This window comes from SAR86 cluster bacterium, from assembly GCA_023703675.1.
Classification (GTDB): domain Bacteria; phylum Pseudomonadota; class Gammaproteobacteria; order Magnimaribacterales; family AG-339-G14; genus AG-339-G14.
Genome location: CP097974.1, coordinates 338,621 through 362,391, shown reverse-complemented (window position 1 = coordinate 362,391; position 23,771 = coordinate 338,621). Strand labels below are relative to the sequence as shown.

The window sequence follows — 23,771 nt, the reverse complement described above, 5'->3', positions numbered from 1 at the left end:
TCAAAACTACTTTGAGCGAATTAAGAAAATTAATTATTTTAGGTTCAGGACCTGCTGGATACAGTGCTGGAATTTATGCCGCTCGCGCGGGATTAAATCCTATTCTTATCACTGGTCTGGAAATCGGTGGTCAACTCACTACCACAACAGATGTTGAAAATTGGCCAGGCGATCATGATGATTTACAAGGACCTGATTTGATGGAAAGAATGAAAAATCACGCCCAAAAGTTTGATGTCAAAATCATAAATGATCATATTGAGCAGGTGAATGTAAAAGATAAACCAATCGAGTTAAAAGGAAATGATACTTATCTAACTGAGTCTTTAATTATTGCAACTGGAGCATCCGCCCAGTACTTAGGGATTGAATCTGAAGAAAAATTTTTAGGTAGAGGTGTAAGCGCTTGCGCAACTTGTGATGGCTTTTTTTACAAAGATAAAGAAGTGGCAGTAATTGGCGGGGGAAACACAGCGGCAGAAGAAGCGCTTTATTTGAGTAATATTTGTTCAAAAGTTCATCTGATTCATAGGAGAGACAGTCTCAGAGCCGAAAAAATCTTACAAGATAGAATTTTTAATAAAGCAAAAGAAAAGAAAATTGAAATTCATTGGAACTCACAACTTCAAGAAGTGGTCGGTGACGAGTTGGTAAACAAAATAATTTTAGATTCCGGAAAAGAACTAAATTTGGAAGGAGTTTTCATTGCGATTGGCCATAAACCAAATACAGACATGTTCATTGATCAGCTAGATATGAAAAATGGTTATATCTCGATCAATAGTGGGTTGAGTGGAAATGTAACTCAAACTAGTGTGGACGGAGTTTTCGCGGCAGGCGATGTCGCAGATTCGATTTATAGGCAGGCTATAACTTCCGCTGGATTTGGTTGCATGGCGGCACTAGATGCGCAAAAGTTTCTAGAAGAGTCCTGAGAAGATTTAGTTAACCAACTTTAGATAATCTAGTTTTAGCAGCGTTGTATTCTTGCTCTAAATCATCCACTACATCACTAACCGATTTAACTTGATTGATGTTTCCAATTCCCTGGCCAGAACCCCAAATATCTTTCCAAGCTTTCGTTGCAGAAGATCCAAAATTCATTGAATCTTTGCTTCCCGTCATATGATCTTCAGGATTTAAGCCAGCAGCTTCAACACTAGGTCGAAGATAATTTCCGTGAACCCCTGTAAAAGTTGCACTGTACATAATGTCATCAGCTTTACTATCTACAATCATCTGTTTATAACCAGGCGATGCATTGGCTTCAGAAGTCGCAATAAATTTTGTTCCCACGTATGCGAAGTCAGCACCTAAGGCTAAAGCAGATAAAATCGAAGAACCTTCAGAAATACTTCCAGAAAGAGCAATTGGGCCGTCAAAAAATTCTCTAACTTCTCTAACCAAAGCAAAAGGACTCAAGGTACCGGCATGCCCTCCGGCTCCTGCACAAACTAAAATTAATCCATCAGCGCCCTCCTCAATCGCTTTCTTCGCATGCCTAATGTTAATTACGTCATGCATTACTATCCCGCCATAACTATGAACAGCTTCGGTAACAAACTTTGGAGCTCTAAGGCTCGTAATGATAAGTGGAACTTCATGCTTCACGCAAATATCTACATCGTGTTGAAGCCGATCATTAGAATGATGACAAATTTGGTTAACAGCGAAAGGAGCTACTTTCTTATCAGGATTCTCATCTTGATATTTTTTAAGTTCTTCAGAAATTTTATTAATCCAGACTTCGAGTTCTTCTTGAGGCCTGGCATTTAAGGCTGGAAAAGATCCAACTACTCCAGCTTTGCATTGAGCAGTGACTAGTTCTGGATAAGAAACAGTAAAAAGAGGCGCTCCTATTACTGGTAGTCTAAGTTGTTTTTTTAAATCAGAAGCTTTAGTCATAATTAATTACTGAGTTGAGACCCAGAAAACAATTATAGCAGTGACAATAATTATTGCAGCGACAGCAACTACTGCATCTGCTTTACTATCCGAATTAGCTATTTTTTCATTAAACTTATTTTCTTTTTGTTCCATAGTTAGATTTTTACTCTGACCCTACCAATTTGTTTTCCTTTAAGTATGGTATCAATTTCTGAAGGTAATTCCGATAAGCTTATTTCTTTTATTTCGTCTTCTAAATTTTTAAGTTTCCATGTATCTGCAAAATTGTTCCAAATTTCTTCTTTAACTTCAATTTCTGTCTCTGCTGAATCTACTCCAAACAAAGTTACTCCTCTCAAAATGAAGGGGAAAATACTAGTATTAAGTTCTGCTCCATTGACCATGCCACAACAAGCTATAGCAGCTCTTTGCCCAGTGAAGGTAAGAAGATTTGAAAGTACTTTTCCTCCAACTGCGTCAACACCTCCGATAAAAATTGACTTTTGCAAAGGGGATTTTAAAGGCTCATCAAATTGATCTCTCATCATTATTTCTTTGGCTCCATAATTTTTCAGCATTTGTTCGGATTCTTTTTTTCCGGTAATTGCAGAAACTTCATAACCTAATTTTGATAGAAGCATTAGAGAAATAATGCCAACCCCTCCTGTTGCACCTGTTACAAATAATTTTCCCATCTCTGGAGTAATGCCATGATTAATGAGTCTTCTTACACATAATCCAGCTGTAAGTCCTGCTGTTCCTAAAGCCATAGATTCTGACAATGTTAGGCTCTCTGGTTTTTTTATTACCCAATCTTTTGGGACTCTTACAAATTCTGAAAACCCACCCGAGGTGTTCATTCCCAAATCATATCCAGTAACTATAACTTCCTCTCCCTCTGAAAATTCTGCAACAGAAGATGATTTTACAATTCCAGCAACATCAATTCCTGGGGTATGGGGATAGTTTCTCGATACGCCCTTATTACCTGTAGCTGAAAGCGCGTCCTTATAATTTAGCGAAGAAAAATTTACTCTAATGAGTATTTCCCCTTCTGGAAGTTCTTCTAGATCTCTTTCTTTTATTTCAAGAGAAAACTCTTTATCAAACTCAGAAGAAACTAATGCATTAAATTTCATGGAGCTAATTAAAACTTTAAACCTAAAAAAATACAATTTTTTTATTTTTTAGTGCACTTTTTTGCACCAAAATGAACCCTAAAACGAAAAAAAACCTACATTTTGTGCTTGAAAAGAGCAAAAAATACATATATAGGGTTTTTTAAATATTGCTTAGAACCGCTTGTAAAAGTATATAATTGCCACAGTTTATAAATTTATAAATGGAGATGATATGAATAAACTTAAAACACTAGTCATTAGTTTAGTGCTCATCGTTTCTTCTGGAATTGCTAGTGCGGTTTCAGTGTCTGGAAACATGGGTCTTACTTCAGATTATATCTGGCGTGGAATGACTCAAAACAATGGTGAAGTATCTGTATCCGGTGGTCTTGATTTAGAGACTGACTCTGGTTTCTATCTTGGAACTTGGGCTGGATCAGCTAACTTCGGTGATACTGGAGCTCTAGAACTTGACTACTACGGTGGTTATGCTGGATCTATCGGTGACATTGGTTACGACGTTGGTTTTATTGAAGTTACTTATCCTGGTTCTTCAGGCGACTTCTCAGAAACTTACCTAGGACTTGATGTTATGGGTGTTGGTCTCTTTTACTCAGCTGGAGACGAATTCGGTGATTACGCTGAAATCTCTTACGGCATAGATGCAGGACCTGGATCAATTGGCCTCTCTTACGGAGACTATGAAGATTCTGGAACTAACTACGTAATTGGATACGCAATACCAGTCGGGGACTTTGAATTATCACTTGCATACACAGATTATGAAGGCGACACAGCCGGAACTGATCAAGATGCATTTGTAGTTTCCATTGGAATGTAAAAAACCTTCCAAAAAAAAAGCCTCTCTCTTGAGAGGCTTTTTTTTATTTAATACTCTTTAAATAGTCAGTTGTGCTATAAGGAAATTGAATAAAACACAGCAACATTTCCTCGTTCAAACTGAAATCGTTTAATTTATTTTGCTTACAAAAATTCTTTAAATCTTTTTTTCTTTCCTCATAATCATCATGAATAAAATCTGCGGGTCTTTGGCTATTTGAATCTTGTTCAGTTTCAGCCTTTTTTAAAATCTCTTTGTTAACATTACCTGGAACTCTGCCATAGTGCCCTGTCAATAAATTTATGGTTTCTTTAGATAAAGTTTCATAAGGTTTATTTTCAGATACATTCATTAAGGCTTGCGCGCCAACAATTTGAGAAACTGGTGTCACCAGAGGAGGAAAGCCAAAATCTTCTCTGACTTTTGGAATCTCCTTAATTACTTCTTCTAAGAGATCTGATTTATTTAAATCCTTTAATTGAGACTCTAGGTTAGAAAGCATGCCCCCCGGAACCTGACTAATAAGCATTTGAGTATCTGCACCTTTCAAGCTGCCCTCGTATTGAGAATACTTCTTTCTAATTTGTTTAAAATAGTTTGAAATCTTTTTAAATTTCTTTAGATCTAAGTTCGTTGTTCGTGGAAGATCTTCCAAGCTTGCGACGATACTTTCAGTGGGAGAATGTCCATAAGTCATACTCATGGAAGAAATAGATGTATCAATGTTGTCTATGCCAGCTTCTACTGCTTTCAAATTTGTTGCCGTAGATAGACCCGCAGTAGCATGTGTTTGCATATGCAGGGGTATGGAAAGAATTCCTTTTAATTTAGAAACCAATTCAAAAGCGACATAAGGCTTCAAAATGCCAGCCATGTCCTTAATAGCTATAGAATCAACTCCTAAATCTTCCATGCGTTTTGCCAAATCGATCCAATAATCAGTATCATGGATTGGACTTACCGTATAAGCCATTGCAGCTTGGGCGTGTTTAGAATTTTCCTTCACTTGTTTGATAGAAAATTTTAAATTTTCAATATCGTTAAGAGCATCAAATATTCTGAATACATCAATGCCATTTTCAGATGACTTATTAATAAATTTTGAAACCACAGAATCAGGATAATGCTTGTAACCTAAAAGATTTTGACCTCTCAACAACATTTGTTGCTTTGTTTTTGGCATTGCGGTTTTAAAAAGGCGAAGCCTTTCCCATGGATTTTCATTGAGATACCTCAAACAGCTGTCAAAAGTAGCTCCGCCCCATGATTCAATCGACCAATAACCTATTTCATCTAGGGCGCTTGCTATTGGAAGTAAATCTTCAGTTTTTATCCGCGTTGCAAGAAGGGATTGGTTTCCATCCCTAAGGACGACTTCTGTGATACCTAATTTACTGGAAACTGGATTGATCATTTATAATTAAAATATTACCTTATTTCCAAACTAAAAATTGGTGAAATAACACACACGATGGGGGAGTTTCTAGCAAGCAATTTTCAAGCCTTTGTTCACAGGGGAAATGCAAAGTTTTTCAGAGAGAACACAATTGAGGCTTTTCAATCTGCAAAAGAAATTGGTTTCAATTATTTAGAAACAGATTTAAGGATAACAAAAGACGATAAAATAATAACCTTTCATGATCCTAGTCTTTTAAGAACATCTGGAAAGAATATTCAATTAACCGACATAAACTATAAGGACTTAAATAGATTGAGTTTTTACCAACCTGGACATACTCCTACTTTTAACGAATTACTTGAAGAATTTCCAATGAATTTTTTTAATATCGATCTTAAGGTTTCAAAAATTGGTTTAAAAGTCTTAAAAATTATAAAAGATATGAAAGCAGAGGATAGAATTTGCATTGGTTCTTTTCATTCAAATCGTCTAGATGAAATTCAACGAGCTAATTCAAGAGTTTTAACTTCAATGGGAATCAGAGATATTATAAAAATAAAATTTTTAAACATCCCAAATAAAAGGTCGAAAATTTTACAAATACCAGAAAATTGGAACGGCATAAAAGTTTTTACAAAGAAACTTTTGCAAAGAAGTCACTCTTTAGGTTTCAAAGTTCATGTCTGGACGGTAAATAATAGAGAGGAAATACAAAAATTTATCGATCTAGGAGTGGATGGATTAATGACAGACGAACCCGAACTTCTTAAAGAAGTGCTTTTAGAAAACTCTATTGCTCTCTGATTTGTACCATTCTTAGCATGAGTAATCCTGGTATAAATAAAATCAACAAACTTATGATTCCCGCTCTAGGATCATTGAATAAATAATTTACGATTCCTACCATTGCGGGACCAAAAATGACAGCGGATTTTCCAACTAAATTATAAAATCCAAAAAACTCAGAATCTTTCCCTTCTGGAATCATTGTTGAAAAAACAGCTCTGCTGACTGACTGAACTCCTCCTTGAACCAGGCCTATTATTGCTGCCATTATATAAAATCCATAAATAGTGGATATAACTAGACCTCCGAAACATATGCATATGTACATCCCTATACCAACATATAGCAATAACTTAAGCCCATATTTATCTGCCAAAAACCCAAATCCGATAGTTGCTGGAAATCCAACAAACTGAGTAATTATCAAGGCAACTATCAATTCGGAAGTAGCTAAGCCAATGTCAGCACCAAATGCCAGGGCCATTCTAACGACAGTGTCAATCCCATCCATATAAAGCCAGTAAGCTATTAAAAAGTAAAAAAGATTTCTATATTCTTTTATTTCTTTAAAAGTTTGGAGGACTCTAAAAAAGGACTTTTTTATTAAATTTATTAAAGAAGTTTTTTCAAATAAGCCTGGTTTCTCTTTCACATATCTTATCAATGGCAAAGTAAAAAAAGACCACCAAACAGCTACACTTAAAAAAGAAAATAAAATCGCATCTTCTTGAGAAGTTAATCCAAAGACTGTTGGTTGCAAATACATAAAGACATTTAAAACGAATAATAATCCTCCACCAAGGTAACCCATTGCGTATCCAAAAGCTGATACTTTATTTCTTGATCGCTCACTAGAAACATTGATGATCAAAGAATCGTAAAAAATATTTCCTCCTGAAAAACCTATGCAAGCAAAAATATATGCACTCATTGCTAGGATCCAGCTTCCTTGTTGAACTAAAAAAAATGAAGCCGTTGATCCGGTTCCAATGATCATAAAAAAAACTAACAGGTATTTTTTTTTAAAAGTGATATCGGCAAGTGCTCCTAAGAAAGGAGCAATTAAAACAATTAGGAATCCTGACAAAGAATTTGCTATCCCAAGCATGCCTGTACTTTCCGCGTCAGTTAAATTACTTGCCCAAAAACTTTTAAAAAATAAAGGAAAAAACCCAGCCATAACAGTTGTGGCAAATGTTGAATTTGCCCAGTCATAAAACGCCCAGGAGATAACTTCTTTACTTAGTATTTTTTTTTCTCTTTTCATTTCTATCAACAAAATTAGTATAATGCATACATGTCGAACGATCTTAATGATTCTCAAATAACAAAAAATCTATTCATTTTTTTTGTTGTCATCGCATTGATTACTGCATTACTGGCTGGGCTGGGAATGTATATTCAAGGGTCTGACTTTAGAGCTAACCTCGAAGAAGAAACACGCGAATCCTTAAAAGAATAATTATCCGATTTGAGTTCTCATCTCTTTTATAGCTGCTTCCCATGGTTCTGCGACTTCAAGTTGTCTAGCTAGACCGAACAACAACGATTCATTTCCAAACGAAGCCGTGAGCATTGTTCCTACTGGAAGATTCTTAGGCGTACGGTATAAAGGAATAGAAATTGATGGATGTCCAGATTGGTTAAAAATACCCGTAAATGGAGTATAAGTAGAAAGTTTTTCTGCGTAGTCAGCAAAATCAGTGGTATTTAAATCTATATTACCAATTTCAACCGGAGGCTTAGCCAAAACCGGGCTGAGCAAGATGTCATAATCTAAGAACATCTTTTCAACTTCATAACCTATTTTGTGATTGGTCTTGACAGCTTGTATGTAATCTTTAGCCAATACCTCTTTACCGTTTTTTTGCATTTGGAGCGTAACGTTTTCTAGCATCGTATTGTCTAAGTTTTCTCCAATTTGTTTTTCCATCTCGTCAATCTTATTTGCCAGACTTGAAGAAATAACTGCCGCTATAGTTGTCATTATTTCATCGGTTGGCAGATCAATTGATTTACTCTCAACAGAATGGCCAAGACTTTCTAATAAGGAAATGGTTTTGGTCATTACGTCTTGGACTTCAGCATCAATTGAAATACTTTCAGGAACAATATATGCAATCTTTAAATTTATTGGTTCCTTTTCTAGAGATGAAAGAAAAGAATCTCTTTGATAAGGCGCATAGTATGGACTGCCAATTTCAGGACCTGAGGTTGCATCCAATAGGAGTGCACTATCTCTGACTGATATTGATACGCAATGAGCGATAGATTGACCGGCCCATCCTTCAAAAACTTTTGGTCCTTTTGGAGTTCTTGCTCTAGTCGGTTTCAAACCAACTAAACCGCAGCAAGAAGCTGGTATTCTAATCGAACCTCCCCCATCAGTTGCTTGAGCCATTGGTATAATGCCCGCTGCAACTGCAGCAGCTGCACCGCCACTTGAGCCGCCAGCCGAATGATTTAAATTCCAAGGATTTCTTGTTGGGCCAAACAGTACCGGTTCGGTTGTGACTGTTAAACCAAATTCAGGAGAATTGGTTTTTCCGAAAATTACCAAACCAGAGTCAAGACATCTTTGAGTTAGAGTATCAGTGAAATCAGCCACATTCTTTGCACTTGACCTTGAGCCGTCAGAAGTAATTGTGCCCTCTAAAGAAGAATGTAAATCTTTTAATAAAAAAGGAACACCAAAGAAAGGCCCTTTAAGATTTGTTTCTGCTTGAACCATGGCAAGCTCAAAGTGTTTCTGGGGTACTGCGTTTATTAGAGGGTCTAATGTCTCGGTTAAAAAAATTGCCTCTTCTAATAATTCTTTAGCAGAGACTTCTTTTTTCTGAAGCAACTCAGAGAGGCCTAATGCATCATACTCTTTGTATTCTTTAAACATCTTATCTATCGAAAGTTATTTTTTCTACTGAAGTTGAACCTGCAACAAGTTGATTGTCCAGAACAATAATTTTTCCATTGACTATGGTCCCTGTTACAGAAGAACTAAAAGTTTTTCCATCAAATGGAGTCCACCCACACTTTGTCAATTCAGTCTCGTTAGATACTGATACCTCTTTTTCTAAATCAAACATCATCAAGTCTGCCTTATAACCTTCTCTTACATATCCTCTATCTATGATTGAAAATCGATCTGCTACTCTATGACTCATGTAAGAAATTACTTCATCTAAAGTATAATGACCTTGTTTATGCAGCTCTATCATTATTTGAAATGAATGTTCTATGAGAGGAATTCCTGCAGGTGCCTGCAAATATGGAAGCTTTTTATCTTCATAAACATGTGGAGCATGATCTGTAGCAACATAGTCTATATAACCATCTTTTAATGCCTGTCGAAGTGCATTCCTATCGGATTCTTTTTTTATAGCAGGATTACAAACAATAAGATTTCCTAAAGAATCATAGTCCCTCTCATCGAACCACAGATGATGTACACAAACTTCGCAAGTTATTTTCTTTTTTTTAAGATCAATATTTTCAAATAATGCTATTTCTTTTTCAGTTGTGAGGTGCAATACATGAAGGTCAGAAGAATATTTTTTAGCTAGCTCAATTACTTTCGATGAGGAACGATAACAACAAATATCATCCTTAATTATAGGATGAAAACGTGCATCGATTTTTTCATTTTCAAGTTTTACTCTCTCTAAATTATTTTTCATTGTTTCATTGTCTTCACAATGAGTCACAATAGTTACAGGGCAATGCTTAAAAATTTGCTCAAGCGCAAAATCATCCTCAACTAATAATGTTCCTGTTGAAGTCCCCATAAAAACTTTTAAACCACAAGTCTCTTTGGGATCTAATTTTTTAATCTCTTCAAGATTTGTTTCAGTGGCACCAAAATAGTAAGAATAATTAGTCCAAGATTTTTCTGCGCCTAGTTGATTTCTTTCGTTCATCAACTCTAGTGTTGTCATATTTGGATCAACATTAGGCATATCGAATGTTGAAGTAACACCTGCATGCACCGCTGCAAGAGATTCAGAACGTATGTCCCCTTTTTCTGTTAATCCAGGATCTCTGAAATGTACTTGGTCATCTATTATTCCAGGAGCAACATATTTTCCCAAACAATCTACTTCTTGTGATGCTTCACAATCTATTGAAGAAGCAATTTTTTCAATTCGATCGTCTTTGATAGCAATATCAACAATTTTTACTTCCCCTTCGTTAATAAGATTACAATTTTTTAAAACTAGACTAGCTTTCATTTATTAATGGGTTGGACAGCAATAAGATTTTCTTCTTGATTAGTTTATTGTCTATTTCAAATTCTACTCTAGAGGACATGGATTCGAAAGTATCATAGATTTCGAAGATTGATTTTGAATATATTTTAGAAAGTCCAGATTCATTTCTTATATAAGTTGCTGTGAGAAGAAAAGTAACTAAAAACCATAATTTTTTATATTGAAATGAGAAGATTTCCTTTGTTAAAGCTTTTAAGGAAACTAAATCTATAATTAGAGAAAAAGATTCTCCCTCTTTAAAATCTTCAAGAAAGTCTCCTTTCTCGCTCAAAACTATTACCTCTTTCAATATCATTAAATTTTCCTAACTATGATTAAACCATAATTATTTCCCATGCCTTCTTCATATTCACAATCTATCCTATCCAAAACTACTTTTGCTAGTGAAATCATTTTATGACTATTTCCACAAATTATTTTTAAGGGCACATCTTCTTGATTAAGGTAAACAAAATTTTCAACTAGTAAATCAACTTCATGATGTCTTATTCCATGTAGATCAAGAGAATTTAATTTCATTTTCTAAAATAAGAGACTTCAATACCGTCGGGATGTGAGCTCGAATACTCTCTTAGGGTAGGAATAAATTTGCTTTCGAAATTTGGATTTGTTCGAACAAACTCTAAGTAATCTTCAAGGTGAAAAAGAACAATGTTGTCAGCAAAAATTATAGCGCCATCATTCAAACAATTATTTTCAATTAATAGTTTCAAATCGGATAGATATGCTTCTTTCCAGTGGTCGATAAAAACAAAATCAAATTTTTCATTTAGTCTAGGTATTACTTCTGATGCTTTACCGTTATAAAAAGTCACTTTGTCATGCAGTCCAGAAAATTCTAGATGTTCTTTTGCTATTTTTAGAAAATCTTTGTTCGCATCTATGGAATAAAGATGAGAATTTTTAGACAAGTTTCGAGCTATTCGAATTGTCGAGTAACCTAAATAAACCCCCAACTCTAAAATCTTTTGTGCTTTGCTCTCTAAAACGTAATCGTCCAGAATTTTTCCTTTATGGTCTCCAATATTCATCAAAAAAAATTTATTGTAACCGCAGTCATCAATAATTTTTAGAACGCTTTCTGGATCATTTTTAATCGCTTTTTCCTTGACATAATTCAATACTTTTTTTTCTTTAGAACTTTCCTTATCTATAGACTTATAAATACTATTTTTCAATTCGCTAAAAATTATCTCTAGAACTCCATAAATGCTTTTTCGATTTATCAGAAATGGAGATTTCGACTTTTTCTTGATTTTTTCTTTAGTTCTAGTCATGAAGATATAATAGTTTAAACTTCTTTCTGTTTTATATTTATTTTTTTATGTTGAGAGCATTTTATGGAACTAGAGAATGGGCGTACTGGGCTTATGGAGGTCTTGCGCTCCTCATAACTTCTTTGTGGATGCAGGTTCAAATGACTGTAGCCATAAATACTTGGTATGGTGGTTTCTATGATCATTTACAAATAGCAGCAGATTTTTCTGATAATCCTCAAGAAGGAATTGACATTTTTTATGATTTTTTAATCTCGACGGATTATCTCTTTAATGGATTTCAAGGCTCTCCTAGTTTTTTAGTTATTGCGATGCCTTATGTTGTGCTTGCAACGTTTACAGCATGGTTTACCAGAATCTATGGGTTAAGATGGAGACAAGCTATTACCTTTAATTACATTCCTAGATGGCAAAGTGTTGAAGAAGAAATTGAAGGGGCAAGCCAAAGAATTCAAGAGGACTGCAATAGGTTTGCAAGAATAGTAGAGAGTCTTGGACTTCAAGTTGTAAGGGCTATTATGACGTTAGTTGCGTTTGTCCCAGTGCTTTGGGGTTTGAGTGAATCGGTTACAATTCCATTTTTTAGTAATATAGAAGGTTCGCTAGTTTGGACTGCTCTTACAGTTTCTATTGGCGGCTTAGTAATTTCTTGGTTTGTTGGATACAAGTTGCCTGGGTTGGAATACAATAACCAGAAAGTTGAGGCAGCTTTCAGAAAGGATCTTGTTTTAGGAGAAGACGACAAAGTAAATTATGCGCAAAGCGATACCCTTTGGTATCTTTTCACTGGCATAAGATTTAATTATCAAAGACTTTATCTACATTACGGATATTTCGATATATGGATTGAAAGTTATGGTCAATTTATGGTGATTGTTCCATTTCTAATTATTGGACCTAGCCTTTTTACTGGGGCAGCGCTTTTAGGTGTGGTTATACAAATTTCTAACGCCTTTGATAGAGTTCATAGTGGTTTCGCATTATTTTTATTCAATTGGACCACAATAACCGAACTTAGAAGTATTTGGAAAAGACTTCATGAGTTTGAGGCGAATCTGGAAAGATTTTCGAATCCAAGCAGTATTGAGTCTAGATCTGTTTGAGAAAATTTAATAAAAATTCATTTACTTGTTTTGGAGCTTCTTGTTGAGTCCAATGGCCTACATCATCAATTAATTCAACTGAAACTAAATTTTCATAGACAGGATCAAAATTTGCTTTTAAATCAGCTGTATCTTTGTAACCTTCGCCAACAAAAAAATTGACTGGATCTAAAGATCCAACCATTAAAGCTGCAGGCTGTTTTAATTTTTTATCTTTGTAAGCTTTTAAATCATCAAAATCTTTTCTCTGCGCTCTATACCTATTTAGAGGGCCTCTCATACCACTGTTTTCGAACTCGTTAATTAGATAATTCATTTCATCATGGTTAATCCATTTTGGATAATCGTCAAATTGAATAACATTATCTAGATACTTAGCCTCTGGCCCTTTATCACTGACATTAAAGGGGCTTTCAAATTGTTTCTTCATACCTCTTCCATCTGCTGAAAAGTAAGTTGATTCCAAATATTTTCTTAAATTTGGTTCAAATTCAGATTCAGCTACTCCCTCTTCTTGAAAATAGATCATATAAAAAAATTTATCTTCAAAAATTGCTTCGAAAGCATCCATGGGAGAAACATCGCCTTGAGGAAAATAAGGCACTGAAAGCCCTGCAACTGCCGAAACTCTTTTCTCATTCAAAAGACTTGTGTACCAGACTATTGGCGCACCCCAATCATGACCAAATAATATGGCTTTATCTTCGCCAAAAAAATCTATAACGCCGACAACATCATCGCTTAACTTCTTAAGAGTGTATTCTTCAATTGCGTGGGGTTTATCAGAACCGCCATAACCTCTAACGTCAATTGCAACAACTTTGTATCCTGCCTCAGCGATTACCGGAATTTGATGTCTCCAACTAAACCAGCTCTCTGGACATCCATGCACCATAATCACCAAAGGCCCTTCACCTTCTACTGCGGCACGAAGAGTAATTCCATTAGTTTCAATAAACTTAAATTCCATTATTTATAGTAAAATACACTAGTGAGTAATCTTAAGGCAAAAATAATACCAGTTACACCCTTGATGCAGAATTCTTGCGTGATTTGGAACGAAGAGACAAAAAATGCTGCAGTAACTGATCCCGGGGGAGATTTAGATAAGATTGAAAGTTATCTTGAAACAAATGGCTTAAAGCTAAAAAAAATTTTTATAACACATGGACACTTGGATCACGCAGGCGGAGCATTTAATCTTTCTCAAAAATATAAAATTTCTATTGAAGGTCCACATAAAGAGGATGAATTTCTAATTTCTGCTCTTGAAGAACACGGAAAAATGTATGGACTCTCGGATTCTAAAAACTTTTTGCCAGATAGATGGCTCGAAGACGGAGATCAACTTGAATTGGATGGGATAAATTTTGATGTATATCATTGTCCTGGTCACACCCCTGGACATGTAATTTTTCATAACAAAGAAGCCAAATTTGCTATTGTCGGAGATGTATTGTTTCAAGGCTCCATCGGTAGAACAGATTTCCCCAGAGGTAACCATGAGGATCTAATTAATGCAATAAGAACTAAGCTATGGCCTTTGGGAGATGACGTAACTTTTGTTCCCGGTCATGGACCTGTTTCAACTTTTGGGCAAGAAAGGCAAACAAATCCTTACGTTGCGGATCAGTTATTCAAAACTTCTAACTCTGAGTAAGCAGCTTTTTCTAAGGCTTCTAAAACGTTGATACATTTTTTGTCATAATGCGGAGACAATTGCATCATTAAAGTCCCACCTAAGCCTGAAGCAGGATCGATCCAAAAATAAGTATTACAAATTCCCGACCATGCTAGAGAGCCAGATTTTCTTCTTCCTGGCATATCTTCTAGATTAGTCAAAAAACCATAAGTAAATTTCTTCTTAATTTCGGGATACCATTCATGGGGGTGAATTAAACTTGGGTTGAAAGTAGGTTGATGAAGATAATTTAAGTCACCAATTTGGTTTTTCATCATAAGATTTAAAGTATTGGTAGTGATGAATGGATTTCCGTTAATTTTTCCTTCATTAAGGAAAAGTCTCATAAACTTGCAATAATCGTCAGGTGTAGAATAAATTCCACCGCCGCCATAATAAAACCCATCGGTTGAATCGTCAACAAAATCATCTACGTTAATAAAATTTTCTGCTTCCATTGCGTGAAGAACCGCAATATTTTTTTTATCAAAAGTTGAAGCATCAAAAGTTGAATCATTCATTCCTAAAGGTAAAAAAACTTCTTCAGTGATGAAATCGTTAAGATTCTGACCTGATATCTTTTCAATTATTTTTCCAATCCATCCAAGACTTATACCATATTCCCATCTCGTACCAGGTTGATAAACTAAAGGAGCTTTGAGCTGAGATCCATCTTTACTCGTCAAAGGCGCAAGCTCTTGATTTACAACTAAATGACTTAAAGCGGGATCATGAAAATCATATCCAAATCCTGACGTATGCGACAAAAGTTGATGGATCGTAATGTCTGATTCAATTTCATCATAAGTAATATTATTTTCATGCAATTTAGCTACCTTTACCTCACCGAGTTCCGGAAAATATTCTTTAGCATTGGTATTTAACTTAAGTTTTCCTTCATCTAATAATTTTAAAGCAGCTAAAGTAGTCACCGCTTTAGACATGGAGGCTATGCGATAACGTGTTTCGTTAGTAGGAGGTAATTCTTTAGTTAAATCTTGCGTGCCGAAGTGCTCATAAAGAGTTGTTTCATTTTTATCAGTTAGTGCGTAAGAGGCAAAAGGAATGTTTTCTTTTCGAAGAGCTTCTTCAACTACTGTAATTATATTTTTCATAGATATTTAAATTATTTTTATGGAGCGGGCAGCGGGAATCGAACCCGCATCGTCAGCTTGGAAGGCTGAAGTAATAGCCATTATACCATGCCCGCAAATCATAATTTGAAGAAGAAGTATATCCTAAAAAGTTGATATTTCTCTTTTTCTCTTTTCGTGGGCATGTCTCAAAACGAATAGAAACAAAAGCGAAATCACGAAACAACCAATACTAAATCCAGAAACAGGAATACCGGTAAAGAAACCAATAAATTGAGATAAGCAAAAGAATAAACAAACAACATAAACTGGCCAAATAGTAGATGTTGGATTTAGACCGGCAAAATATCTATATATAAAATAAGAAACAGTTAAAAAAACCGAAGGATTTATAACTTTTAATCTCCAAAGAGACATTTGCTCTTGATTAAATCCAGAAAGAGGGAAAACAGAATTTAGATCGGTCCAAAACAAATTTATTAAACTGAATGGCACTGTGAACAATAACAAAAATACCATTACAACCTTTACTAATGTATCCATAACTAAAATCAGACTAATTCTAGTTAAAGCTAAATAAATTTCAAAATTTTTTTAACTAATTAATATTAAAGTTTTAATATATCTGAGTTAATTTAATTTAAAATAATTGTATAAATTTACTGCTTGGAGGAAATATGAATCTAGAATTTGGAAGCGAATATGATGAATTCACCAATGAAGTTGAAGCTTTTTGCAAAGAATACAGTGGAGCGACAATCACAACAAATGATAAAAAATTTGAAATGCATGACGCCTTGTCTGGAAATGTCTCAAGCTCAAAAGGAAAATCTGTTGGCAGATCTGAATGGCAAAAAATTTTAATAGAAAAAGGTTATTTTGCAAGATCAATACCAAAAGAATATGGCGGATATGGTGGCGAACCTGACATTATAAAAAGTAGAATCATTGCAGGCGCTTTCGCAAAGTATAAAGTTCCAAATGCAATGGGTGGCCAAGGTATTGACATGCTAGTTCCAACCTTACTTGAATGGGGAACAGAAGATCAAAAACAACAACACATAGAATCTACATTACTAGGTGAAACAATTTGGTGTCAGGGTTATTCTGAGCCAAATGCGGGAAGTGATTTAGCAAGCTTACAAACCAAAGGAGAGTTGATTGATGGAAATTGGGTTATTAATGGTCAAAAGATATGGACCAGTACTGCTCAATATTCACAAATGATGTTTTGTTTGGTGAGGACTGAACCTCAGGCTTCAAAGCATGCTGGGATAAGTTTTATTTTAATCCCCATGGATACACCTGGAATAGAAATTAGGCCGCTTGTTGACATGACTTTAAAAGCCGGCTTCAACGAAGTCTTTTTTGATAACGTAACGGTTCCAGAAGAAAATATAGTTGGGAAAAGAGGCGAAGGTTGGTCAGTAGCTAATTCGGTTCTAGGTCATGAAAGAGGCTCTCTAGCGAACCCAAACGCAACCTTGAATAGACTCAACACCTTAATAAATCTGATGAAAGAAGAAACTATTGACGGAAGAAGATTAATCGATGTTGCCTCTTATCGTGATAGATTGCTCCAAATCCAGGGAAAAGTTTTAGCTGTGCAAGCAAACTCGTTAAGATTGCTTTCTGCAAAAATTAATCCGGGCCAAAATGTAAAACTTGGTGGTATGATCCAAAAATTGGTTGGAACTGAACTGCGACATGAATTGGAAGGTCTTGCTATAGACATCATGGGAGAGCTTGGAACATTATATGAAGATGACCCTAATGTAAGAGGCGGAGGATCATGGCAATTTACTTACATGTATTTTCTTGGATTAATTATTGGGGGTGGAACTAACCAAATTCAAAAAAATATTATTTCCGAGAGGGGTCTTGGAATGCCTCGCGAACCAAAAGTGCAAGTAGAGGTATAAAAATGTATTTTGGATTATCAGAAGAGCAAGAATCGATTCAAGATTTTGTAAAGAAATTTCTTGATGACAACGCCACGGTGGACGAAATTAGAAAAATTGCCAATGGTGAAGGGGAAGAAATTGAAAATAATATTTTTGAGGGCATTTTAAACCTTGGAATAAATACACTTTTAGTTCCTGAAGAACACAGTGGCCTTGGAGCTGGATTGTTGCATGCCGTAGCAGTTGCACAGTCTCTTGGTTCAGGAATTGGTCCCATTCCATTTGTTGGATCTTATGTAATGGCACCAATAGCGATTAATTTAGGAGGGAGTGAAGATCAGAAAAAAAATTACCTACCTAAAATTGCTGAGAATGAAATTAGATTTGGAGTTGGGATGAGTGAATTTGTGGGGGCAAGAGAAGATGCAGGAATAGAATTCTCTAAAAATAAACTTAATGGACGTTCGCTATTCGTACTAGATGCAGAAAAATCTGATTTCTTGATACTCTCTGACAAATCGGGAGGACTATTTGTAATTGACTCAAATGCAAAGGGGGTCGTTATGAATAAATTAACTACAGTCGATAAAACTCGCACATTTCATGAAATTTTATTAAAAAATGTTGAGGCTGAAATTTTAGAAAAAACTTTAGACAATAATGAAATTGCTAAAAAAGTTATTGATGCTGGAAGAATAATTTTATCTGCAGATACCTTGGGAGCGTCAGAAGCCATGGTAGAAAAAGCCGTAACTTATTCAAAAGAGAGAAAGCAATTCAATCGAACTATCGGCTCATTTCAAGCAGTAAAACATATGTGTGCTGAAATGGCTGCGGATTTAGAGCCTTGTTACTCCCTTGTGTGGCAAGCTGCTCATTCATATGACACAGAAGAGATTTCATCATCAAGACTTTTAGCTTGTCAGTCTAAATCGCACATTTCTGAAGTAGCGAAGATGATTTCAAAAAAAGCAACAGAGGTTCATGGTGGGATGGGTTTTACCGATCTTCTAGGCCTTCATTATTGGTTCAAAAGGATAGGATTGAATCGTCAAATCTTAGGCGCGCCTGAAATCGTAAGAGAAGAAGCAGCAGAACTCCAAGGTTTTAACCAATAATCAAAGCTTGTAAAAAGACTTTGCAGTATTAAAAAACATCAAATCCTTGTCTGAATTTGTATGGCCTGAAGACATTTTTTTAAATGCGTTCCAAATGATGTTGTATGAAACTGATTGTTTGTCTACAGGAAAATTACTTTCGAACATACATCTCTCTGGCCCAAAACAAGATATTAAATAATCGTAATAACGTCTTTGAGAATTTACAATTTGGTCGGAGGTTGGGGGCAATTTTTGTTTATGAAACTCATATCCGTTTATTGGCATCGCTAAGCCACCTAATTTAGCGTATACATTTGTATGCTTTGCCAATTGGGTAATATCTTTTTTCCATATCTCGAAAATTTCATCTTTTTTGTTTGCGTAGGGACCGATGCCAATAGGGCCGCTAAAATGATTTAAAACAATTTTTAAATCAGGCAAAGTTTCAGCCATTTTTGCAACCTGATTTATTTGGTGATGATATTGCCAAGCTTCGAAAGATAAGTTCAAGTTAATTAGTTCATTAAGGCTTTCTATAAATATTTCGTTTGAATACATATTTTTAGGAGGACTGTGATGAGAATTAGATAATTCAGAATGGTGATCCCATCCTCCCGCATGCCTTATGCCTTTAAATAAATTTCCGCCCTCTTTCAAATGACTTATTAGAACCTCATGAGTTTTCTCTGGTCCTATCAGTAAATTTACGTGTCCAACTATTCCTTCAATTTGAGTTTTATGCTTTTCTTTTTTAGCTTCGTCGCTGATTTTTTTTACGAAGATTGTCTCGCCAACTGGAGCAAAATCTTTATCTCCAGTTTTTAAAAACTCCTGAGAACATTCAATAAAAACTGTTTTTTTAATATTGTGACCGCTATGAGTATCTAACCATAGATCTTCAAGCAGGTAATGTTGTTCACCGGGCCAAAAATGATGATGGGGATCAACTATAGGTCTTTCCGGCTCTAGGGTTGCTTCTTGGTAAAGATTAAGCCAATTTAGGTGATCTTCTAATAAGCTCACTAAGCTTTAAAATCTAATCGTTTTGAATGCAAAATTGGCTCAGTATAACCACTTGGCTGATTTCTGCCCTCAAGTACAAGTGCACAGGCGGCTTTGAAAGCATGACCGTTGTAACTTGGAGCCATTGGAATATAATTGGGGTCTCCTGAATTTTGTTCGTCCACTACAACCGCCATTTTTTTCATCGTATCAATAACCTGAGTTTCATCACATAATCCATGGTGTAACCAATTTGCAATATGTTGACTGGAGATTCGACATGTAGCTCGGTCTTCCATAAGACCAACATTATTTATGTCAGGTACTTTTGAACAACCAACTCCTTGATCTACCCATCTGACTACATAACCTAAAATACCTTGAGCATTATTATCTAATTCACTTTGAATTTCCTCAGTGGAAAGTGAACTAGGATTTTTAAGAAGTGGAATCTCTAGTATGTCATCTAAATCTGCTTTTTCTTGAGTCAGCAAATTTTCTTGTACTTTTGAAACGTTTATTTGATGATAATGCAGAGCATGGATTGTAGCAGCAGTCGGTGAAGGAACCCAAGCGCAATTTGCTCCAGCCTCTGGATGATTGGTTTTTCCTTCATACATTCCCAACATTTCATCTGGCATAGCCCACATTCCTTTGCCTATCTGAGCTTTACCCTTGAATCCGGTTCCAAGGCCAGTATCAACGTTCCAATTTTCATATGCGTTAATCCAAGTTTGTTGTTTCATCTCAGATTTTTTTATCATTGGACCTGCTTCGATACTAGTATGAATTTCATCACCAGTTCTATCCAAAAAACCTGTATTGATAAAAATAACTCTATCTTTTGCAATTCTTATACATTCTTTAAGATTAACCGTAGTTCTCCTTTCTTCATCCATGATTCCAATTTTTGCTGTAAGAGGTTCTAAACCTAACGCTGATTCAACTGCTGCAAAAAGATCACAGGTAAATTTTACTTCTTCAGGACCATGCATTTTTGGTTTAACAATATAAATACTTTTAGTTTTACTATTAACTTTTGATCCAGTATTCAAAATATCATGCTTTGCAATTGCAATGGTAAACATCGCGTCCATAATTCCTTCAAATACTTCATTATCGTCTTTATCTAAAATTGCTGGATTGGTCATGAGATGGCCCACATTCCTGACAAGAAGAGTACTTCTTCCGGGTAAAGAGAAAGATTCTCCTTTAGGCTTAATATAATCTCTGTCTTCATTAAGCACTCTTGTCATCTGTTGATCATTTTTTAGAAAAGTCTCAGCCAAGTCGCCTTTCATCAATCCTAACCAATTTTCATAAACTTGAGCTTTATCATCTCCGTCAACTGCAGCGACTGAATCTTCGCAATCTTGAATTGTAGTTATTGCGCTTTCTACTAAAACATCCTTTATTCCAGCAGGGTCTTGTGAGCCGATTGAATCAGAACGGTCTATTTGGATTTCCATATGCAAATTATTATTTTTTAACAAAATTCCTTTAGGATTATCTTCTGACCCAGAGTACCCCTCAAATTTTGATTCATCAGATAAAGAAACTTGACTTTGATCGGCAAGAGTAATTTGTAACTTTCCTGCTTTTATTTGAAAAGCGGTTACATCTGTAAAACTTCCTGAAACTAAAGGAAAGGTTTCATCTAGAAATTTTTTTGAAAATTCAATTACTTTATCTCCCCTTACTGGATTGTAAGATCCGCCTTTTTCAGCTCCATTTTCTTCTGAGATAACATCTGTTCCATAAAGGGCATCATAAAGACTTCCCCATCTTGCATTTGCAGCATTTAAAGCGAACCTTGCATTCATCACTGGCACTACTAATTGAGGTCCAGCAATCTCTGATATTTCAGGATCTACATTCTCAGTTTCTATTGAAAAGTCGTCACCTTCTTCTAATAAATACCCAATTTCTTTTAAAAAACCTTTATAAGCTTCTTTATCAAAATCTGTTCCTTTTTTAGAAATGTGCCATTCATCGATTTGCTTTTGAAGACTCTCCCTTTTCTCAAGCAAGGCTTTATTCCTAGGGGTAAATTCATTTAATATTTCTTCAAACTTATCCCAAAAAATTTGCGGAGTGACTTTAATAGAGTCGCAAACCTTTTCATTTATTAATACGTCTAAACTCTTTGAAACTTTTAAATTACCTTTATCAATGTATGTACTCATAAAAATCCTTATTTTTTAAATGCAGAAATTTATTCTACCAGTGAAAAAAAATTTTTATAATAAATAGTTAAAATGTTTTAGACTTAACGAAAATGAACCTAGAAAACCTTGTTACTGATTTAATTAAAATCGAATCTATATCTCCAAAAGATAAAGGTTGTTTTGATCTTATTGAACCAATCCTTAATGAACTTGGATTTGTATCCGAGAGGATAAACTACAAAAACGTTGAAAATCTTTATTCAGTTTATGGAAATAGCGGACCAACTTTTTGCTTTCTAGGCCACACAGACGTTGTGCCGACAGGTCCTGAAAATTTATGGACACATCCTCCTTTTTCAGCAAAAAAAGTAGACGATAAAATTTATGGAAGAGGAGCTGCAGACATGAAAGGAAACATCTGTGCTTTTTTGAAAGCTCTTTCTGAATTTGTTAATTGTGAAAAAAATCTAAACTTCAAAATAGCTGTCCTTTTGACTAGTAATGAAGAAGGAGAATCAGATGATGGATTTATAGATATTTTATTAGATAAATTATTAGAGAGAGGAGAAAAAATTGACTATTGTTTGGTAGGCGAGCCATCATCTTCAGAAATTATTGGGGATACTATTAGAATTGGAAGAAGAGGATCACTTAACGGAAAACTTAAGATTTTAGGCAAGCAGGGTCACATCGCCTATCCAGAAAAAATTATCAATCCAATATTTCTTGCTTCAAACATTATTACTGAATTGAAAGAAAAAAAATGGGACGTTGGCAATGATCATTTTCAACCAACCTCTTTTCAAGTTTCTAATATTAATTCTGGTACTGGTGCTGGAAACATTGTTCCAGGAGAATTGGAAATGGATTTCAATTTTAGATTTTGCTCAGAATCTACGAGTGAAGGTTTAATTGAAGAATTTGAAAAAATTTTAAATTCTCATAATGTTGATTACAAAGTTGAATGGAATCTTAGCGGGCTTCCTTTCTTAACAACAAAAACCTATTTTGTTGATTTAGTTATTGATTCGATAAAAAATGTATTAGGTAGAGAGCCGGTAATTAATAATGGAGGCGGTACTTCTGATGGCAGATTTATGCCCGTTATGGATGCTGAAATAGTAGAACTTGGCCCTTTAAATGAAACAATCCATAAAATTGATGAAAATGTGTCTTTAAAAGATTTGAATGATCTAAGTAAAATTTATTTAGAGATATTAAAAAAGATCGCTACTTCAAATTCCTAAAATTTGGTTTTCTTTTTTCTAAAAATGCTACTACTCCTTCTTTAAAAGCTGGTCCGTCGCAAAGAACTCTTTGAGTTTTTGTCTCGTAATCTAATTGTTCGTCTAAAGAAACATTGACGGCATGATCATGTGCATGCACACAAGCCTTAAGTCCTTCTATTGCGCTGTCTGAAATTTGTAGAGCAATTTTCATCGCTTCGTCTAAAAGTGATTCATCATCAAAAGTCTTCCAGATCAGCCCCCAATCTTCTGCTTGATCGGCCGAGAGGTCTTCTCCTAATAAGGCAAGAGCATTAGCTCTAGCTCTAGAGATTAATTTAGGAACAAACCAAGATGCGCCTACATCTGAAATAATTCCAAGTTGTTTTCCAAAAACTAATTTAAATTTAGCTGACTTGGCAGCTATTAAAATATCACCGCTTAATGCTAGGCCAACTCCGCCTCCAGCTGCAATTCCATTTATTGCGTTAATGACGGGTTTAGGACAAGCAACTATTTTCTTTATCATCGGATTTAAAAAAAATTCCATATTATTTGCTGAAATTTCGCCACTAGTCCATTCGGGTTTGGTTGGCCACCCTCCTCCACTTAGGTCAGCACCGGAACAAAAACCTCTTCCTTCACCAGTCAAGATTACAGACCTTACTTTTTTATTTGAAGCGGCCTCATCAAAGGCTTCAATAACTCCAGTAACCAACCCGTAATTGAGGCTATTTAGACTCTTGGGTCTATTAAGTATTATCGTCATAACGCCAGAATCATCTATTTCTTTTTTAACTTCATCATTCATATTTATATCTCCTCTGTTAATATTATCTGAAGGAACGATTTTTTTTATATATCTTTTTAACAGGACAAATATTTTATATATAGCTTAAAGATATATGAACCTACAT

The 23,771-nt window shown here is 35.1% G+C and carries 24 protein-coding genes and 1 tRNA gene; 9 read left to right on the top strand and 16 right to left on the bottom strand.

From position 1 onward, the window contains the following. Nucleotides 1-11 precede the first annotated feature (11 nt). Nucleotides 12-935 (top strand): thioredoxin-disulfide reductase, encoded by a 924-nt coding sequence (trxB, locus tag M9C82_01820; protein URQ74110.1) that lies wholly within the window; start codon nt 12-14, stop codon nt 933-935. Nucleotides 936-945: 10 nt separating this feature from the next. Here the strand turns inward: trxB and M9C82_01815 are convergent, their stop codons facing one another. After that, on the bottom strand, nt 946-1,905 hold the full coding sequence (locus tag M9C82_01815; protein ID URQ73893.1) for a nitronate monooxygenase family protein: 960 nt from the start codon (nt 1,903-1,905) through the stop codon (nt 946-948). Between the two features lie 137 nt (nt 1,906-2,042). Beyond that, a complete protein-coding gene (locus M9C82_01810; GenBank protein ID URQ73892.1) occupies nt 2,043-3,026 on the bottom strand; it encodes a YhdH/YhfP family quinone oxidoreductase in 984 nt (327 codons plus the stop codon). 214 nt (nt 3,027-3,240) lie between these two features. On the opposite strand from M9C82_01810, the gene M9C82_01805 reads away from it, so the two are divergent. Beyond that, nucleotides 3,241-3,849 (top strand): TorF family putative porin, encoded by a 609-nt coding sequence (locus M9C82_01805; protein URQ73891.1) that lies wholly within the window; start codon nt 3,241-3,243, stop codon nt 3,847-3,849. 43 nt (nt 3,850-3,892) lie between these two features. On the opposite strand, the gene M9C82_01800 is transcribed toward M9C82_01805, so the two are convergent. Beyond that, on the bottom strand, nt 3,893-5,263 hold the full coding sequence (locus tag M9C82_01800) for a pyruvate carboxylase subunit B (GenBank protein URQ73890.1): 1,371 nt from the start codon (nt 5,261-5,263) through the stop codon (nt 3,893-3,895). A gap of 57 nt (nt 5,264-5,320) precedes the next feature. Between M9C82_01800 and M9C82_01795 the strand changes: the two genes are divergently transcribed. Next, the gene (locus M9C82_01795) at nt 5,321-6,052 is read left to right on the top strand and encodes a hypothetical protein (GenBank protein URQ73889.1); all 732 of its coding nucleotides are present in this window, start codon (nt 5,321-5,323) and stop codon (nt 6,050-6,052) included. On the opposite strand, the gene M9C82_01790 is transcribed toward M9C82_01795, so the two are convergent. Then, the gene (locus M9C82_01790) at nt 6,039-7,301 is read right to left on the bottom strand and encodes an MFS transporter (protein URQ73888.1); all 1,263 of its coding nucleotides are present in this window, start codon (nt 7,299-7,301) and stop codon (nt 6,039-6,041) included. The genes M9C82_01795 and M9C82_01790 overlap by 14 nt on opposite strands. 30 nt (nt 7,302-7,331) lie before the next feature. On the opposite strand from M9C82_01790, the gene M9C82_01785 reads away from it, so the two are divergent. Then, entirely contained in the window at nt 7,332-7,496 is a 165-nt protein-coding gene (locus M9C82_01785; GenBank protein ID URQ73887.1) for a hypothetical protein, read from the top strand. Here the strand turns inward: M9C82_01785 and M9C82_01780 are convergent, their stop codons facing one another. From M9C82_01780 to M9C82_01760, 5 genes are read right to left on the bottom strand one after another with little or no spacing between them, the layout of a single operon-like run. Beyond that, nucleotides 7,497-8,924 carry an amidase family protein gene (locus M9C82_01780; protein URQ73886.1) on the bottom strand — a complete coding sequence of 476 codons (1,428 nt, stop codon included), beginning with the start codon at nt 8,922-8,924 and terminating at the stop codon, nt 7,497-7,499. Nucleotide 8,925: 1 nt separating this feature from the next. After that, on the bottom strand, nt 8,926-10,260 hold the full coding sequence (locus M9C82_01775) for a dihydroorotase (GenBank protein ID URQ73885.1): 1,335 nt from the start codon (nt 10,258-10,260) through the stop codon (nt 8,926-8,928). Beyond that, nucleotides 10,250-10,594, bottom strand: coding sequence for a hypothetical protein (locus M9C82_01770; GenBank protein URQ73884.1), 345 nt, complete (start codon nt 10,592-10,594; stop codon nt 10,250-10,252). Before M9C82_01770 ends, M9C82_01775 begins: the two co-directional genes overlap by 11 nt. Beyond that, entirely contained in the window at nt 10,594-10,818 is a 225-nt protein-coding gene (locus M9C82_01765; protein ID URQ73883.1) for a hypothetical protein, read from the bottom strand. The genes M9C82_01770 and M9C82_01765 overlap by 1 nt, the downstream gene beginning before the upstream one ends. Further along, nucleotides 10,815-11,576 (bottom strand): class I SAM-dependent methyltransferase, encoded by a 762-nt coding sequence (locus M9C82_01760; GenBank protein ID URQ73882.1) that lies wholly within the window; start codon nt 11,574-11,576, stop codon nt 10,815-10,817. The genes M9C82_01765 and M9C82_01760 overlap by 4 nt, the downstream gene beginning before the upstream one ends. Nucleotides 11,577-11,623: 47 nt before the next feature. Here M9C82_01760 and M9C82_01755 point away from each other — a divergent pair, with 47 nt between their 5' ends. Continuing rightward, nucleotides 11,624-12,679 (top strand): putative transporter, encoded by a 1,056-nt coding sequence (locus tag M9C82_01755; GenBank protein URQ73881.1) that lies wholly within the window; start codon nt 11,624-11,626, stop codon nt 12,677-12,679. On the opposite strand, the gene M9C82_01750 is transcribed toward M9C82_01755, so the two are convergent. After that, a complete protein-coding gene (locus M9C82_01750) occupies nt 12,666-13,649 on the bottom strand; it encodes an alpha/beta hydrolase (protein ID URQ73880.1) in 984 nt (327 codons plus the stop codon). The two genes, M9C82_01755 and M9C82_01750, sit on opposite strands and share 14 nt — an antisense overlap. A 63-nt stretch (nt 13,650-13,712) precedes the next feature. On the opposite strand from M9C82_01750, the gene M9C82_01745 reads away from it, so the two are divergent. Next, a complete protein-coding gene (locus tag M9C82_01745) occupies nt 13,713-14,339 on the top strand; it encodes an MBL fold metallo-hydrolase (GenBank protein ID URQ74109.1) in 627 nt (208 codons plus the stop codon). On the opposite strand, the gene M9C82_01740 is transcribed toward M9C82_01745, so the two are convergent. The 3 genes from M9C82_01740 to M9C82_01730 form a co-directional block, all read right to left on the bottom strand. Further along, entirely contained in the window at nt 14,309-15,475 is a 1,167-nt protein-coding gene (locus M9C82_01740) for a beta-lactamase family protein (protein ID URQ73879.1), read from the bottom strand. The two genes, M9C82_01745 and M9C82_01740, sit on opposite strands and share 31 nt — an antisense overlap. A 20-nt stretch (nt 15,476-15,495) precedes the next feature. Further along, nucleotides 15,496-15,570, bottom strand: a tRNA-Gly gene (locus tag M9C82_01735). Between the two features lie 28 nt (nt 15,571-15,598). Next, the gene (locus tag M9C82_01730; GenBank protein ID URQ73878.1) at nt 15,599-15,997 is read right to left on the bottom strand and encodes a hypothetical protein; all 399 of its coding nucleotides are present in this window, start codon (nt 15,995-15,997) and stop codon (nt 15,599-15,601) included. A gap of 134 nt (nt 15,998-16,131) precedes the next feature. Here M9C82_01730 and M9C82_01725 point away from each other — a divergent pair, with 134 nt between their 5' ends. After that, nucleotides 16,132-17,376, top strand: coding sequence for an acyl-CoA dehydrogenase family protein (locus tag M9C82_01725; GenBank protein URQ73877.1), 1,245 nt, complete (start codon nt 16,132-16,134; stop codon nt 17,374-17,376). Nucleotides 17,377-17,378: 2 nt separating this feature from the next. Beyond that, nucleotides 17,379-18,476, top strand: a complete 1,098-nt coding sequence (locus M9C82_01720) for an acyl-CoA/acyl-ACP dehydrogenase (protein ID URQ73876.1) — start codon at nt 17,379-17,381, stop codon at nt 18,474-18,476. On the opposite strand, the gene M9C82_01715 is transcribed toward M9C82_01720, so the two are convergent. Then, entirely contained in the window at nt 18,477-19,481 is a 1,005-nt protein-coding gene (locus M9C82_01715) for an amidohydrolase family protein (protein URQ73875.1), read from the bottom strand. It lies immediately after the preceding gene. Continuing rightward, complete coding sequence (locus M9C82_01710; protein URQ73874.1) at nt 19,481-21,646, bottom strand: malate synthase G; 2,166 nt, start codon at nt 21,644-21,646, stop codon at nt 19,481-19,483. Before M9C82_01710 ends, M9C82_01715 begins: the two co-directional genes overlap by 1 nt. Before the next feature lie 92 nt (nt 21,647-21,738). On the opposite strand from M9C82_01710, the gene dapE reads away from it, so the two are divergent. Further along, entirely contained in the window at nt 21,739-22,875 is a 1,137-nt protein-coding gene (gene dapE / locus M9C82_01705) for a succinyl-diaminopimelate desuccinylase (protein ID URQ73873.1), read from the top strand. On the opposite strand, the gene M9C82_01700 is transcribed toward dapE, so the two are convergent. After that, nucleotides 22,859-23,665, bottom strand: a complete 807-nt coding sequence (locus tag M9C82_01700) for an enoyl-CoA hydratase-related protein (GenBank protein URQ73872.1) — start codon at nt 23,663-23,665, stop codon at nt 22,859-22,861. The genes dapE and M9C82_01700 overlap by 17 nt on opposite strands. Nucleotides 23,666-23,771 lie beyond the last annotated feature (106 nt).